The sequence below is a fragment of the Flavobacterium sp. CLA17 genome (assembly GCF_013112255.2).
In the GTDB taxonomy this organism is placed as follows: domain Bacteria; phylum Bacteroidota; class Bacteroidia; order Flavobacteriales; family Flavobacteriaceae; genus Flavobacterium; species Flavobacterium circumlabens.
The window spans coordinates 235,225-250,824 of the sequence record NZ_CP068294.1; the positions used below are offsets into that span (position 1 = coordinate 235,225).

At 34.9% G+C, this 15,600-nt stretch carries 14 protein-coding genes; 8 read left to right on the top strand and 6 right to left on the bottom strand.

Features of this window, described 5'->3' with window-relative positions:
- Positions 1–29: 29 nt before the first annotated feature.
- The 4 genes from HAV12_RS01040 (at position 30) to HAV12_RS01055 (ending at position 4,905) form a co-directional block, all read left to right on the top strand.
- Positions 30–878, top strand: a complete 849-nt coding sequence (locus HAV12_RS01040) for a bifunctional 2-polyprenyl-6-hydroxyphenol methylase/3-demethylubiquinol 3-O-methyltransferase UbiG (protein WP_171568091.1) — start codon at positions 30–32, stop codon at positions 876–878.
- Between the two features lie 245 nt (positions 879–1,123).
- Positions 1,124–1,705, top strand: coding sequence for an OmpH family outer membrane protein (locus HAV12_RS01045; protein WP_132032871.1), 582 nt, complete (start codon positions 1,124–1,126; stop codon positions 1,703–1,705).
- 101 nt (positions 1,706–1,806) lie between these two features.
- On the top strand, positions 1,807–4,086 hold the full coding sequence (locus tag HAV12_RS01050) for a helix-turn-helix domain-containing protein (RefSeq protein WP_171568092.1): 2,280 nt from the start codon (positions 1,807–1,809) through the stop codon (positions 4,084–4,086).
- A gap of 57 nt (positions 4,087–4,143) precedes the next feature.
- Positions 4,144–4,905, top strand: coding sequence for a hypothetical protein (locus HAV12_RS01055; RefSeq protein ID WP_171568093.1), 762 nt, complete (start codon positions 4,144–4,146; stop codon positions 4,903–4,905).
- A gap of 297 nt (positions 4,906–5,202) precedes the next feature.
- On the opposite strand, the gene HAV12_RS01060 is transcribed toward HAV12_RS01055, so the two are convergent.
- Positions 5,203–6,171, bottom strand: a complete 969-nt coding sequence (locus HAV12_RS01060; protein ID WP_171568094.1) for an SPOR domain-containing protein — start codon at positions 6,169–6,171, stop codon at positions 5,203–5,205.
- A gap of 238 nt (positions 6,172–6,409) precedes the next feature.
- On the opposite strand from HAV12_RS01060, the gene dprA reads away from it, so the two are divergent.
- Positions 6,410–7,510, top strand: coding sequence for a DNA-processing protein DprA (gene dprA, locus HAV12_RS01065; protein WP_171568095.1), 1,101 nt, complete (start codon positions 6,410–6,412; stop codon positions 7,508–7,510).
- Between the two features lie 50 nt (positions 7,511–7,560).
- On the opposite strand, the gene trpS is transcribed toward dprA, so the two are convergent.
- Complete coding sequence (trpS, locus tag HAV12_RS01070) at positions 7,561–8,535, bottom strand: tryptophan--tRNA ligase (protein ID WP_171568096.1); 975 nt, start codon at positions 8,533–8,535, stop codon at positions 7,561–7,563.
- Positions 8,536–8,738: 203 nt separating this feature from the next.
- Between trpS and HAV12_RS01075 the strand changes: the two genes are divergently transcribed.
- Positions 8,739–9,491, top strand: coding sequence for a 1-acyl-sn-glycerol-3-phosphate acyltransferase (locus HAV12_RS01075; protein ID WP_171568097.1), 753 nt, complete (start codon positions 8,739–8,741; stop codon positions 9,489–9,491).
- A 392-nt stretch (positions 9,492–9,883) separates the two neighbouring features.
- Here HAV12_RS01075 and recA read toward each other — a convergent pair whose 3' ends face one another.
- From recA to HAV12_RS01095, 4 genes are all read right to left on the bottom strand, one after another.
- On the bottom strand, positions 9,884–10,891 hold the full coding sequence (recA, locus tag HAV12_RS01080; protein WP_132033195.1) for a recombinase RecA: 1,008 nt from the start codon (positions 10,889–10,891) through the stop codon (positions 9,884–9,886).
- Positions 10,892–11,063: 172 nt separating this feature from the next.
- Positions 11,064–11,573 (bottom strand): acyl-CoA thioesterase, encoded by a 510-nt coding sequence (locus HAV12_RS01085; protein WP_127338285.1) that lies wholly within the window; start codon positions 11,571–11,573, stop codon positions 11,064–11,066.
- Positions 11,574–11,676: 103 nt separating this feature from the next.
- Positions 11,677–12,060: a DoxX family protein gene (locus HAV12_RS01090; protein WP_127338041.1), complete on the bottom strand. Its 384-nt coding sequence runs from the start codon at positions 12,058–12,060 to the stop codon at positions 11,677–11,679.
- A 6-nt stretch (positions 12,061–12,066) separates the two neighbouring features.
- Positions 12,067–13,215: a DNA polymerase III subunit delta' gene (locus HAV12_RS01095; RefSeq protein WP_171568098.1), complete on the bottom strand. Its 1,149-nt coding sequence runs from the start codon at positions 13,213–13,215 to the stop codon at positions 12,067–12,069.
- Positions 13,216–13,649: 434 nt separating this feature from the next.
- Here HAV12_RS01095 and HAV12_RS01100 point away from each other — a divergent pair, with 434 nt between their 5' ends.
- Positions 13,650–14,102 carry a hypothetical protein gene (locus HAV12_RS01100; protein WP_171568099.1) on the top strand — a complete coding sequence of 151 codons (453 nt, stop codon included), beginning with the start codon at positions 13,650–13,652 and terminating at the stop codon, positions 14,100–14,102.
- Between the two features lie 181 nt (positions 14,103–14,283).
- The gene (locus HAV12_RS01105; protein WP_171568100.1) at positions 14,284–15,576 is read left to right on the top strand and encodes a hypothetical protein; all 1,293 of its coding nucleotides are present in this window, start codon (positions 14,284–14,286) and stop codon (positions 15,574–15,576) included.
- Positions 15,577–15,600 lie beyond the last annotated feature (24 nt).

Sequence of the window (15,600 nt, forward strand, 5' to 3'; positions counted from 1 at the left end):
AATTAAACCAAAATACCTATAATTATAAAATGGACGTTTTAAATAAAAAACATTTTCTTACTGTAAAAGATCACTCGGTTTCTAAAGAAACTTTCGAATTGTATCATGATGAAAATCTGGACATGCTGATTACATCTCCGCAACCGGATTTAGAAAATTTAGGAAGATATTACGAAAGCGAAGATTATATTTCGCACACAGACAACAAACGTTCGGTATTTGAAAAGGCCTATCATTTTGTAAAAAATATAGCATTGAAAAATAAACTGGATTTAATTAATTCGGAACAATCTCAAAAAGGTAAAATTTTAGACATAGGTGCCGGAACTGGAGATTTTTTACTGACCGCAAAAAATGACGGTTGGGAAACAGTTGGAGTAGAGCCGAGCGACAGAGCAAAAGAAATTGCCATTAAAAAAGGAATTTCATTTGTGGAAGAAATAAGTGTTCTTGAAAATAATTCTTTCGACGTCATTACCATGTGGCACGTTTTGGAACACGTTCCAAATTTAGAATTGCAAATCCAGGAATTGAAGCGTTTATTAAAGCCAACTGGAACATTAATTGTTGCGGTTCCAAACTTCAAATCGTACGATGCAAAATATTATAAGGAATTTTGGGCAGCTTATGATGTGCCCATTCACTTTTGGCATTTTTCAAAAAAAGCGATTCAGTGTCTTTTTGCAAAAGTTGATATGAACCTGGAAAAAGTCCTTCCGATGAAATTTGATTCTTTTTATGTGAGCTTATTATCCGAAAAATACAAAACCGGAAAAATGAATTACATACGTGCGTTTTTAGTCGGTTTGAAGTCAAATTTAAAAGCTAAGCAAACATTAGAATATTCTTCGCACATTTACGTGCTAAAAAACAGCTAAAACTTATTTTTAGCGCATTTAAGCGAGGTTTTGTGTTGAAGAGGACTCTGAATATGTCTTTTTTTAGAAAATCGCTTAAAATTCAGCTAATAAATTCATTATTAATAACAGTAAATTATAAATATCTTAAGTACGATAACAAAAATTGATACAAGAAAAAAAGAGCATTTTTTAAACTTTATGTTGATGCTATTTATTTTTTTATATTTTTGTCTTCAACATTAAAAAAATAGAAATTAAAAAAAATGAAAAAAGCATTAGTAATTATCGCAGTTTCAATTTTCGTTGTTTCATGTGGTAAAACAGCAGAAGTTAAAGAAGTAAAAACGGCTTACGTTGATACTTCTGTTTTAATGAAAGAGTACACTGAGGCAAAAGATCTGGAAGCAAAATACAAAGGTCAGGCAGAAGAAAAAGGAAGACAACTACAAGCTGAAATTACTCGTTTTAAACAAGACGCTGCTAGTTTTCAAAGTCAGGCACAAGCAAATGGTCAGGCATGGGCGCAACAAAGAGGTGCTGAGTTGCAAAAAAGAGAGCAACAATTAGGTTACGCTCAACAAGCTTTGTCTCAACAATTGCAACAGGAAAGCGGAGTTGAAATGGACTCTCTTGTAAGCGGAGTGAAGAAATTCATCAAAGAATACGGTAAGAAAAACGGTTACTCTTATATCTACGGAACTGGTGATGCTGCAACAGTATTGTATGCTGAAGAGAAATATGATATTACAAAAGATATCATTAAAGCTTTGAACGATAAGTACAAAGCGGCTCCAAAGACAGAAGAAAAAGCTCCCGCTAAAGAAGGTGAAGAGGCTAAGAAATAATCGACCAAAAGAACTAAATTTTAAAAACCTAAATCTATCTCAGATTTAGGTTTTTTCTTTTATAAAAATACGATACTTTTAGTTTTTCAATACAAGCCCAAATGCAAAACGTTACAGAAGCTGCTGCTTATACTTTACAATTTATCAATCAGACGCAAAAGTCTATATTTCTTACCGGTAAAGCGGGTACAGGGAAAACGACACTTTTGCGAGAAATCATTGCGACTACTCACAAAAACACTGTTGTTGTGGCACCTACGGGAATTGCGGCGCTAAACGCCGGCGGAGTGACCATTCACTCTATGTTTCAGCTGCCTTTTTCCGCTTTTATTCCTTCTTATGAAGCAAATTCGCAGTTTACAGAAACCGTAAAATTCGAAAATAAGGAAACATTGCGCAGGCATTTTAAAATGAATAATGTCAAGCGAAATGTCATCAAAAACATGGAATTGCTCATTATTGATGAAGTAAGTATGCTTCGCGCGGATTTGCTGGATGCCATTGACTTTATGATGCAGACTCTTCGCAGAAATTCGCAGGCTTTTGGTGGTGTTCAGGTCCTTTTTATTGGTGATTTATTGCAATTACCGCCTGTAATTCGTGATGAAGAATGGAGAACACTGCGAAATTATTACAAAGGAAAATTCTTTTTTCATTCCCATGTAGTACAGCAAAATCCGCCCTTGTATATTGAACTATCGAAGATTTATCGCCAAACCGATGATGATTTTATTTCGGTTTTGAATAATCTGAGGAATAATCAGATTTCAGCACAGGATATCCAGTTTCTGAACCAATATGTAAAACCCGATTTCGATTTAAAAAATTATGAAGGTTATATCACTTTAACCACGCACAATGCCAAAGCAGATTCTATTAACGAGCAGTCCATTAATGATTTGGCCGGAAGGGAATATTCATATCAGCCTTTTATCGTAAGTGATTTTCCGGAGAAAATTTTTCCAGTGGAAGAAAACCTGAAACTGAAGGTTGAAGCGCAGGTGATGTTTGTTAAAAACGATTTGTCTTTTGAAAAACGTTATTTTAATGGAAAAATGGGCGTTATCAAGTCACTTTCACCCGAAGAAATTTTTGTTTACTTCCCGGAAGAGAATAAAACGATCGAAGTAGAGAAATATGAGTGGAAAAACATTCGCTACAAAGTCAATGAACTAACAAAAGAGATAGAAGAGGAAGTTCTGGGCACTTTTGCCCATTATCCGCTTAAACTGGCCTGGGCGATTACTGTACATAAAAGCCAGGGACTAACTTTTGACAAAGCTGCGCTTGACGTATCGCAGGTTTTTCTTCCTGGGCAGGCATATGTTGCTTTATCGCGATTAAGGTCCTTAAATGGCCTTATTTTGCTTTCTCCGATGCAGATGAACGGAATTTCTAATGATCAGGATGTGATGGATTACGCTTTGAATAAAGCTACAGATGATATTTTAGAAAAATCCCTGCATTTCGAAACAAAGAATTTTATTCATAACTATTTGATTAACAGTTTTAACTGGACAGATTTAACGCAGGAATGGAGAAACCATCGTTTTAGTTATAACGAAAACGCAGCTGCTTCAGAAAAAGCCAAACATGCCATGTGGGCGCACAAACGCCTGGAAATCATTGAGCAGCTTTCTGATCCTTCGCAAAAATTCATTAATCAGCTCAACAAAATATTCAATACTGAAACGGTTGATTTGTATTTTGTTCAGGAAAGGGTAGAGGCGGCCTATGTGTATTTCTTTAAACCAATGGACAAACTGGTTACGGATCTTTTGCAGAAAATGGCTGAAATTCAGAAGTTTAAAAAAGTAAAGGAATTTTACGAGGAACTGGCTTTTCTGGATGATCTGCAAACAAAAGCCGTTTTACGCCTGATGAAAGCCAAATTATTAATTGAAATTGTGGTTGCCGGAGAAACGATCTGTAAAGAAAAATTAACGTCTCCTGCCATTAAAAATTTCAAATCAAATAAGCTCGAAAAGATTCGTGAAGAGTTTCAAATGAGCAATACCGATATTTTTAAACCGGATGAGCCGGTTGTTCGATATACGGCCAAAAAACTGGACAAAAACGAACCCAAAGCAGTCAAAAAAACGACCGTCGAGGAGACATACGATTTGTGGATTGAAAAAAATTCTGTTCAGGATATTGCGAGAATGAGAAAGCTAACGGTGCAAACCGTTGAAACGCATTTGATTAAATTGATTCAGGCTAAAAAAGTCGAAATTGCTGATGTGCTGCCGTATGATAAAATACTGGCTTTACGGGAAGCTTTTGAATTTTATCAGGAAGAATCACTGAACGGTCTGAAGGAAAAACATGGGGATGAGTTTACCTGGGATGAGCTTAAAATGTTTAAGGCAAGTATAAATTAAGTACTTTTATATTTCGTTAACTATCAGATTTATAAATAAGTAAAAAAATATTCAGCTATGAGAAAAAATAGTATTTATCTAATATTTTTGATTTTTTGCAATCACACGATTTTTAGTCAGGATTTAAAACCGGAATATCAAAAGTTTGTCAAAAGTTTTATGGCTAATGTGAAAAGCAATAACAAAGCTGGTATTGCGGCTTTTATTTTCTTTCCGCTTGGAAGAGATTATCCAATCCCGTCTGTTAAAAACAAAGCCGATTTTATAAAAAGATACGATCAGATTTTTGATGCGACATTAAAAAATAAAATTATAAAATCGAATCCCGCAAAAGACTGGAGTGAAATGGGCTGGCGTGGTATTATGCTTTTACAGGGCGATATCTGGATGGATACGGATGGCAAAGTGATCAGCATAAATTATCAGTCACAATCTGAAAAGAATCAAAAAAATAAACTGATTGCCAGCGAAAAAGGAAAATTAAATCCGGCCATTGCAACTTTTAAAGCTCCGGTTTGTGTTTTGGAAACGAGCAAATTTAGAATTAGAATTGACGATCTTGGAAATGATAATTTCAGGTATGCTTCATGGTCAATAAAAAAATCGATGAGTGATACCCCTGATTTAGTTATTACTAACGGAAAAGATATTTCTGACGGAAGTGGTGGAAATCATCATTATGAATTCAAAAAAGGAAATTTCACTTATGAATGTGCCATTATCGTGATAGGAACATCAGATTCACCTCCGGCCACTCTGACAATCTATCAGGATGGAAAAGAAATCCTGACTCAAAATGCAAAATTGGTTTTGAAATAAAAATAGTCATTTAAGGCTGTTTTTCTTCGTTTAAAGCTGTTTTTAAAGAAAACACGGCTTATGCGTTGTATAGTTTGAAATAACACGCTATATTGGCTCTTTTTGAGTTTTCAAATTCATTTTTAGCTTAAAGCAAATTTATTATATAATTTTAACAGCGTTTTTACTATAAATAGGTTTCCACGTAAAATGCTTAAAGGTTGCATTAATCTTATCAGACTGTATTATAAGTAGATAAAAAAATCCTCTTTTCAAAAAATGAAAAGAGGATTTAATAAGTAAGTAGTAAAGGGAATTTTATAATGCTTCGACTAAAATCCAGGCATCCGGATTTTCTCCTTTTTGAATTTCTTTTTGAGCTTTTTCCGCTTCAGCCATTGTTGGATAACTTCCGTATAAAACAGGAAATAAACCGTGTTTGTTTTCACCCAGCATTCTTGCGTTGTAACCATCTTTGAGAAGTTGATTATATGCTTTTCTTGCATTTTGTTCACTTCTGAATGCACCGGCCATAATGTGGTAAGGCATTGTTTTTATTTCAGTAGTTTCCGTTTTAACAGAGTCTACAGAAAGTGTGACTGCAGGTAACGGATTTTGTATAAAAAATGTAGCTTCCTGAATCTTGTTCTGTACTTTTTTCTGAACAGCACCTTCCACAACCAGTGTTTGGTTTGCGATTTGATTTTGGTACAACGGATATCCGATACTTCCGGTTATTCCTAAGCCTAAAACAAAAATGGCGGCATATCGTAAATAAGGTCTTGAAGATCGTATTTGTTCTTCAGCTTCAGGTAAACTTATAGTTTCTCTTTCCTGAATTTCTTCCAGTTTTTTCTCGAATATTTCTCTTTTAACCAAAGGAGAAACAAACGGGCCTAATCCGAAAGAAGTTGAAAGATAGTTGGTCTGATCGTTTGGAGTAAAAACCATGTTCCTATCCGAGTTTAAACGAATATCACCAATGTTTTTAAAACTTAAAACGCCGTATTCTTCTAATACTTTTTTCCAATTCATAACCTCATGCGCAATTGCACTAACGGCAAAACCGTAAGAAGTGTTTTCAGACTGGGCAATATGATTGGCCAATAATCCGTCATTGTTTTTTAACAGACTGTTGAATGCGATAGTTTTCTTTGGGGGAAAAAACGAATTGGTGCTTTCATTAAGCTTGGCAGAGTGAATTTCGGTTAAAAATGCTCCAAAGCCGGGAACCGTTACACACTGATAACGATATAATAATTGCGAGATGTAAGTTTCGATTTTCATGGTAACAAAGTTATGTAATGAATATAGTTATCAAAATTTTATTCACAATTTTTATTAACAATCCGCTTTATTTTATAGATAATTAATTTTCAAAGAGTTAAATGTATGTATTGCCTGGGTGATGAAATATTTAGAGTATTAACACTAATTTTTATTAAGAAATTACTTTATTTTTATGATATTTACTGCTTCGAATCGGATTTTTATCTTATTCTATTTTACATAATATTTTTAATCAATGTCAGATCAGGAATTATTTTACCTATTAGCCTTACTTAAAGTGGATGGAGTTGGAGATATAATCGCTAAAAAACTATTGGCTCATTTTGGGAATGCGGAAACGATTTTCAAAACCAAAATAAATCAGATTGCCGCTATTGATGGAGTAGGTTCTGCTTTATTGAAAAACATGAAAGATAAAACGGTCTTTGAAAAAGCGAATAAAGAACTGGAATTCATAAAAGCGAATCCTGTAAATGTTTCCTTTTTTCAGGATGCGGATTATCCGGAGCGCCTGAAACATTGTTTTGATGCACCCGTTTTGATTTTTTCTGCCGGAAATATTAATTTAAAGAACAGAAAAATAATCAGTATTGTCGGGACTCGCCAGATTACTTCGTACGGGACAGAATTCTGCAGATCATTTATAGAAGATTTGGCGCCGTTGGATCCCATAATTGTAAGTGGATTTGCCTATGGTGTTGATATTGTTGCGCATCAGCTGGCTTTGGAAAATAACCTGCAGACTATTGGAGTTTTGGCGCACGGCTTAAACCAGATCTATCCCAAAACGCACAAAAAATATATTGCCAAAATGGAAGAAAATGGCGGTTTTATTACCGAGTTTTGGAGTTCTTCTAATCCGGACAGGGAAAATTTTGTTCGCAGAAACCGCATTGTTGCCGGAATTTCGGAGGCTACAATTGTTATTGAATCTGCTGACAGAGGGGGCTCTCTAATTACAGCAAACATAGCGAACGACTACAACCGGGATGTTTTTGCAGTTCCGGGACGAAATACGGATGTGTACAGTATGGGTTGTAATAATTTGATTAAAACCCAAAAAGCAAACATGCTGACCTGTGCTGCCGATTTGGTTTATATGCTCAACTGGGATATTGAAAGTAAAGGAAAAACAGTTCAGAAACAGTTGTTCGTGGAACTGGAAGCTGAGGAACAAAAAATTTATGATTTTCTATTAAAAAACGGTAAAGAATTACTGGATACTATTGCACTTCAATGTGATTTCCCGATTTATAAAATTTCAGGAATCTTAATACAGATGGAGCTTAAGGGAGTAATTCGGCCATTGCCAGGGAAGTTGTTTGAAGCGATCTGATTTAAATTTTAAACCCGACAGGTTTCAAAAACCTGTCGGGTTTAAAAAATCTATTTTCCAAATCCGAGTTTTTCACGAACTCTCTGTAAAACAGGATTGGCTACGCTGGCTGCTTTTTCAGCTCCTTTTTTCAGTAAGGCATCTATTTCATCCAGGTTGTTGATGTAGTAATTGTATTTTTCTCTTTCGGTTTTGAATTTTTCTGTAATGAGTTCAAACAAAGCTTGTTTAGCGTGACCGTAACCGTAATTTCCACCTAAGTAATTGGCTCTCATTTCGGCAATTTGGGCTTCAGTTGCCAATAGCGAATAGATTGCAAAAGCGTTACAAGTATCCGGATTTTTTGGTTCTTCCAGTGGTGTGCTGTCTGTTTCAATACTCATTACCTGCTTGCGAAGCGTTTTGTCGTCCAGGAAAATATTGATGATATTGTTGGCAGATTTACTCATTTTTCCACCGTTTGTTCCGGGAATCAGCATACTGTCTTCCTGAATTTTAGCTTCAGGAATTACAAATGTTTCTCCCATTTGGTGGTTGAAACGGGAAGCCACATCACGTGTTATTTCTAAATGCTGCAACTGGTCTTTTCCAACCGGTACAAATTCAGCATCATACAACAGAATATCAGCAGCCATTAACATCGGATAGGTGAAAAGTCCTGCATTTACATCGTCTAAACGATCTGCTTTGTCTTTGAAAGAATGCGCTAAAGTCAAACGTTGAAACGGAAAAAAACAGCTTAGATACCAGGTTAATTCTGCGGTTTGAGTGACGTCAGACTGTCTGTAAAAAGTTACTTTCTCCGGATTTAAACCACAGGCAAGCCAAGCAGCAGCAGTACTATTGGTATTTTCTCTTAATGTTTGGCCATCTTTTATTTGTGTAATGGAATGTAAATCAGCAATAAACAAAAACGATTCATTTGCCGGATTATTTGATAATTCGATTGCAGGAATAATTGCTCCCAATAAGTTGCCTAAGTGTGGCGTTCCAGTACTCTGAACACCAGTAAGTATTTTTGCCATTCTAGTTTTTTTCGTATTCTTGAACCGCAAAGTTCGCAAAGTTTTTCGCAAAGTTCGCAAGGTTTATTTTTTTCTTTGTAAATATTATCAAGTTTTTGAAAACTTCGTAGAAATCAGAGGCTTGTTTATAATAAAATCGAATATTCTGAAAATCTAACGATCTAAAATTCTAAATTCATTTCTGTTTTCTTACTTTTGAAACCATGAAAGGAATAAAAATTGTTTTTTGGATCATCTGGCGCATTTGGTTTTACATTTTAATGGCCATTCCGATATTGATTATGCTGCCGTTTTTACTGGCATCTATTATAACCGAAAGTGGTTATCCGTACTTTTTTAAAATGGCGCGGATATGGGCAAAATTCATTCTTTTTGGAATGGGATTTTATTATAAAATCAAGCGCGAGCAAAAGCTTGAAAAGTATAAAAGTTACATGATTGTTGCCAATCATACTTCAATGACTGACATTATGTTAATGCTGGCGGTAATTAAAAATCCGTTTGTTTTTGTTGGGAAAAAAGAGCTTTCGAAGATCCCATTATTTGGTTTTTTCTATAAAAGGACTTGTATTCTGGTGGACAGAAATTCGTCCAGAAGTAAAAACGAGGTTTTCAAACGGGCACAAGACCGTCTGAATCAGGGATTAAGTATTTGTATTTTTCCGGAAGGCGGAGTTCCGGATGACGAAACAATTTTGCTGGATGAATTTAAAGACGGCGCTTTCAGGCTGGCCATTGACCATCAGATTCCAATTGTTCCCATTGTTTTTGCTGATAATAAAGAACGATTTTCGTATACTTTTTTAAGCGGCAGTCCCGGAAAAATGAGAGGAAGAATATTGCCATTTGTAGAAACTGAGGGACTTACGAGCGAAAACAGGAAAGAGCTGAGAGATCAGGTTAGGCAATTGATTTATAAAGGATTACTTGAATTTAAAAAGAAAGACAAGATTTAAAACAGCACATAAATATTAAACCCGGCACTGAGTATGAATCGTGCCGGGTTTTCTTTTGAATTTAAAACCCCTTTTATATTCAAAATCTAACGGTGAATTATTTTAACTGCTATAAAGCGTAGTACTTTTTTAAACTTTTTTCTGGTTATTTTGCTATTTTTATGCCACAACAATTCTATTTTTTCTTTCATAATAAAAACATTTACGATTGATATTTTAGATTTTTGACCGTTGTAATGCTGGCATCACATTTATATAGAGTGTGCAAACCGGAAAAGGTTGCGTGAATAATAAAAGTTTTTTTATAATTTTTGGAATAAAAAAACCCGACAAGTTTTAAAACCTGTCGGGTTGGTAATCTATAAATCTGTAATATTCAGATTTTCAATATTTTAAGCGTTAGCTAATTCTTTGATATGCGCTTTAATTTTAACTTCTAATTCATCCGCTAATTCCGGATTATCTTTAATTAAAGATTTTACGGCATCACGACCTTGTCCTAATTTGGTATCTCCGTAGCTGAACCATGATCCTGCTTTCTTAACGATTTCAAATTCAACCGCTAAATCTAAAATTTCACCTGTTTTAGAAACTCCTTCTCCGTACATAATGTCGAATTCGGCTGTTTTAAAAGGCGGAGCTACTTTGTTTTTAACGACTTTTACTTTCGTTCTGTTTCCGATTACGTTTTCCCCGTCTTTAATTTGAGAAGAACGACGAATATCTAAACGTACAGAAGCGTAGAATTTCAAAGCGTTACCACCGGTTGTTGTTTCAGGATTTCCGAACATAACACCGATTTTCTCTCTCAACTGGTTGATGAAGAAAACAGTACAATTTGTTTTGCTGATAGTTCCCGTTAATTTTCTTAAAGCCTGAGACATTAAACGTGCATGAAGACCCATTTTAGAATCTCCCATTTCACCTTCAATCTCACTTTTTGGCGTTAAGGCTGCTACCGAGTCAATTACAACAATATCAATTGCCCCTGAACGGATCAGGTTTTCTGCAATTTCTAAAGCCTGCTCACCATTATCCGGTTGCGAAATGATCAGGTTTTCGATGTCTACGCCTAATTTTTCAGCATAATTTCTGTCAAAGGCATGTTCCGCATCTATAAAAGCAGCAATTCCACCCGCTTTTTGAGCTTCGGCAATTGCATGTAGTGTAAGGGTTGTTTTACCAGAGGATTCCGGTCCGTATATTTCAATGATTCTTCCTCTTGGGTAACCATTTACTCCAAGCGCTAAATCAACACCAAGAGAACCCGAAGAAATTGTTTCAACTTCTACGATGGCTTTATCGCCCATTTTCATCACGGTTCCTTTTCCGTACGTCTTATCTAGTTTGTCAAGCGTAAGTTGTAACGCTTTTAATTTGGCCTCTTTCTCTGAACTCATCTCTTTTTTTTCTTTTTCTTTCATCTAAAATTTTTTCTTTTTCTCTTCTAAATATAAATCGGAAAACAAATAACTTCCTGATTTAGATTTGTATGGGCATGTAATGGTGTAAAATTACTTCTTTTTTTTGGAGTTTGATTCTCTCAAATTGTTCCAAATTGTCACAATTTTGCTATAGAAATAAAGCCTTTAATTCTGTGGCTTCAGAAGGTTTTATTTTTCCGGCAAGCAATAAACTCAATTGTTTACGACGCAAAGCGGCATCAAAACGTTGTTTTTCCAGTTCAGTTTCAGGCTCAATTGCAGGAACTTCAACAGGTCTTCCGGTATCATCAACAGCAACGAATGTATAAATAGCTTCGTTAGCTTTGGTTCTGTTTCCGGATTCGCGATCTTCTACCCATACATCTATAAAAACTTCCATAGAACTTTTGAAAGATCGTGATACTTTGGCTTCAACAGTAACTACACTTCCCAAAGAAATGGCTCTGTTGAAAGCGACGTGATTCACAGAAGCCGTAACCACTATTCGGCGCGAATGTCTTCTGGCTGCGATACTTGCTGCGCGATCCATTCTCGCTAATAATTCACCACCAAAAAGATTATTCAATGGATTTGTTTCGCTCGGTAAAACTAAATCTGTTAAAATAGTAAGGGACTCTGCAGGATGTTTTGGATTCATTTTTTTAATATAAAATTTATTTTTGCTATTCGCTAAAGCGAACATTTTTTGTTGCCACAGATTTTTTAATCATTTTAATCTGCGAAATCTGTGGCCTATTATTTTAGTTCAACCAGTAAACTGCCATGACGGCGGGAATAAAATAGATAACAATGGTTCTCGCACCATCATAATCTTTGGCCAGTCGCTGACCGAAAAGCATCATTAACAAACAAATACAGGAAAAAATGGCGCCGTAAAAACCAAATTCACGACCGCTGTCAGTAAGCAATTGTATTGCACCAACGACACATAAAATCCCTGAAATTAATTCTAAAATTAAAAGATGTAAAAGAGCAAGCGGAACCTGATTTTTTAAAGCTGTTTTGGCAAAATGTTCTTTGAGCCAGGAAACGTTGTCTTTCCAGTAAAATATTTTCTCATAGCCTGACTGTAAAAAAGTCAGGGCCAAAAAAAGCAACAGTAAAATTGAAGCAACATTATTCATTACAAATTATTTTTTATGAATTAAACGTGTGAGTTTTATGGATAAATCTGTCAAAATTATTTTTGCATTTCCGTTTCTTTCAATGTGATACATTGCCTCTGAAAGTTCCTTAAAAATGTCGTGTATATTATTTCCGTTTACGAAAGGAGCAAAATTTTCGAGTTTGAATTTATCTACTTTCGGCTCAATATAAACGAGACTCGGTGCCTGATAATTTAATAGCAATGCCTGTCGGAACATTTCAATACAATACTGAATGAATTTTTTCTGGCTTTCTCGGCCAAGTGAAGCAATTTCTTCGCTCCAGGAAATTAAATCCTGAATGGCTGCTGCGTTTCCTTTTGCCCGAAATGCCGCACGAACCCAATTGACAAACCATTGTTCAAAAGGATATTCGGAATCATCTTCTTTTAAAAGGGAAAGTGCTTTGTTAAAATTTCCCTGTGCCTGATGTGCAATCTTTAAAGCTACATTCTGATCGATATTCTCCTGGGATACTAAAGCTTCTGTAATTACTTTCTCAGGTAAGCCATTAAAATGAATCACCTGGCAACGGGAACGTATGGTTTGAATTATATCTTCTTCATTTTCAGAGATCAGAATAAAAATCGTTTTGTCTGACGGTTCTTCTAACAGTTTTAACAATTTATTGGATGCGGCGATGTTCATTTTATCGGCCATCCAGATAATCATAATTTTGTAACCGCCTTCATAGGATTTTAACGAAAGTGATTTTAAAACTTCCTGGGCATCTTCGACCCTGATTTCACCTTGTTTATTCTGAACCCCCAGTACTTTATACCAGTCGAATAAACCTCCGTAAGGCATTTCCTGAATAAATGTTCTCCAGTCCTGAATGAAATCCAGACTTTTTGGTTTTGTCTTTACATCTTCGGTGGTTACCGTAGGATAAATGAAATGAAGATCAGGATGCGAAATGTTTTGGAACTTGAGATTGCAGGAATCATTTCCGTTTGAGTTTTCATCGCCTGTATTGCTGCACAAAATATATTGCGCGTAGGCAATAGCAGTTGATAATGTACCACTTCCTTCTGGTCCGACAAATAATTGTGCGTGCGGAATCCTTCCGGAAGATGCACTTTTTATCAAGTGACTTTTGATGTAATCCTGACCTAAAATTTGAGAAAATTGCATGAAGCAAAGATAGAAGAAAATGATGTAGTCAAAAATTTTCGGAATAAAGATTAATTATGCGCCCATTTTTTATTTCAAAAAACTAATTTTTTGGTAAAATGTTTATTTTTTTCCGTCATGTTTTGGTAATAGTGAGTCGCCTTTGATGAGATATTAAGACTTTTTTGTTAATAGTTTTTACAAAATTATTGAAAACATGTCTTTTTTTTATCTATAATAATGCGTAAAGACCCTGTTAAATTAGTCCGTTTCTTACAAGAAAAAATTTTAACAAAATTAACAAAAAACTCGGCAAAAGGCATATTTTCTCGTTATATGACCTTTTTTTAGGGTAATCTGAAACTCAATTTTTCAAAAAAAAAAACATTAAAGTTGCGATTTAACATAATTTATATATTTTTGTTTTCATCAACAACCAATTTTAAATAGAATTTATGAAAGGGAAAATTATTTTTTTTAGTTTATTTTTTATCTTGACAACTGCAGCAGCGTCTGCACAGGCTAAAAACGCTCCAAGAAGTATTATTAGTACAACAGCACTTATTCGTAAATACCACGATCAAAAAGAATTGAGCGGTATGCAGAAAGGTGAACTTTTGGAACTGTACATTGAGCGCATTAAAGTATTAGTTAAAACTCTCCCTTACATCGCTTTGGTTACCAAACCAGGCGTTACTATGGCAGATTTAGGTATTCCGGACGACAGCGAGCACAAGAAAGTGTTAGATAATCAGGCAATCGGAACATCTACATTTTTGGATACTACGGTAGAATTCCAAAGAAAGATGATGCCATATTCTGATAAAGGAAATCTTATCGCAGCTATTTTATTTTACGAAAGCACATTGAAATCATTACACGAGTTCAACGATTTGAACGAAATGTAATTAAAAAAAATATTTTAAAACCTTTTCTAAACTCTTTACGTAAGTGTATTTGATTTTAGAGAAGATTAAAAATAGTAACTCGTTCCCGGAGCTTCTGTATACAATCAGAAAATTCGGGATGAGTTTTTATCATATTACGCATACGCATCCCAAATTTATTATTAACCTAATACACCTTGTCATGAAAAAAATTACTCAAATCATCTGCATCTTTTTGACAGTAGCCAGTATGAGTGCTCAACAAGAGAAAGGAATTATGGGCTACAACAATTGGTTAAATAACTGGACCGAGTTTAAGCCTAACAAAGTAGACTATGGAGAAGCAAATCAAATTTTAGCAGGAAATATTTCTGTTAATACTAAATTGATGAAAAGGAATATCTATGTTTTGCAAGGAAACGTTTACGTTACTAACAATGCCGTTTTAACTATTGAGCCTGGAACACTTATTATTGGTGATTTCGAAACTAAAGGAACATTGGTAGTTACAAAAGGTGCACAAATTATTGCAGACGGTTTAGAGACTGACCCAATTGTATTCACTTCAAACCGCAGCCTGAAAAAAGCTGGAGACTGGGGAGGACTTGTAATTCTTGGTGATGCTCCAATCAATAAATTTGGAAATGTTGGTTCTTATAACCTTGATCTTGATCCTACACTAACTACTTATGGTGGTGACAATGTTGCCGGTAATTCAGGGATCCTTAGATTCGTAAGAATTGAATTTGCAGGTAAAAAAGTAAAAGGAATGGATTCATTCAACGGATTAACTGTTGCAGGTGTTGGAAATAAAACAATATTTGAAAACGTAATGGTTAGCTATTCCGGAGGTGACTCATTTGCTTTCTTTGGTGGAGATTTAAATGCTACGAAATTAGTTTCTTATAAATCTATCAATGATGATTTTAAATTCACTCAGGGAGTTCAATGTCGTTTGTATAACTCATTGGCTGTAAGATCTTCTTACTTGTCAAGTAACAAAGACGGATCTCGTTGTCTGGAAGTAAAAACATACGAAAAGAAAAACGAAACAGACTTTACTAAAAAAACTACTTTAGTTGTTGCTTCAAATATAACAATGCTTAACGATAGCGAAAACATTAAAGCTGATATTCAATCAGGTTTGGTAAAAGAAGCTATCTACATTGCAGAAACTGCTTCACTTGAAATGAAACGCAGCGTTATCTCAGGTTTCAATCCTGCTGTATTATTAGACAGCAAAACAGAAATCAACGATGCCAGTCTTAAAAAAATCAAATTTGAAGAAATGTATTTCAACCTATGTAACGGAAATATCTTTACAGAATACAATTCAAACAATGAAGATTTAGAGAGCTGGTATGGAAACAGCGTTTTCTTTAACGTTTATTCTCAAAGTGATAACAAGGAAACATTCATTGATATTTTCAATCCTAAGAAACCAGATTTCAGATTACAATTAGGAAAAATTACAGCTTCTAGCGGAAACAGATAGATAGACTTAGATTTTTATTTCATA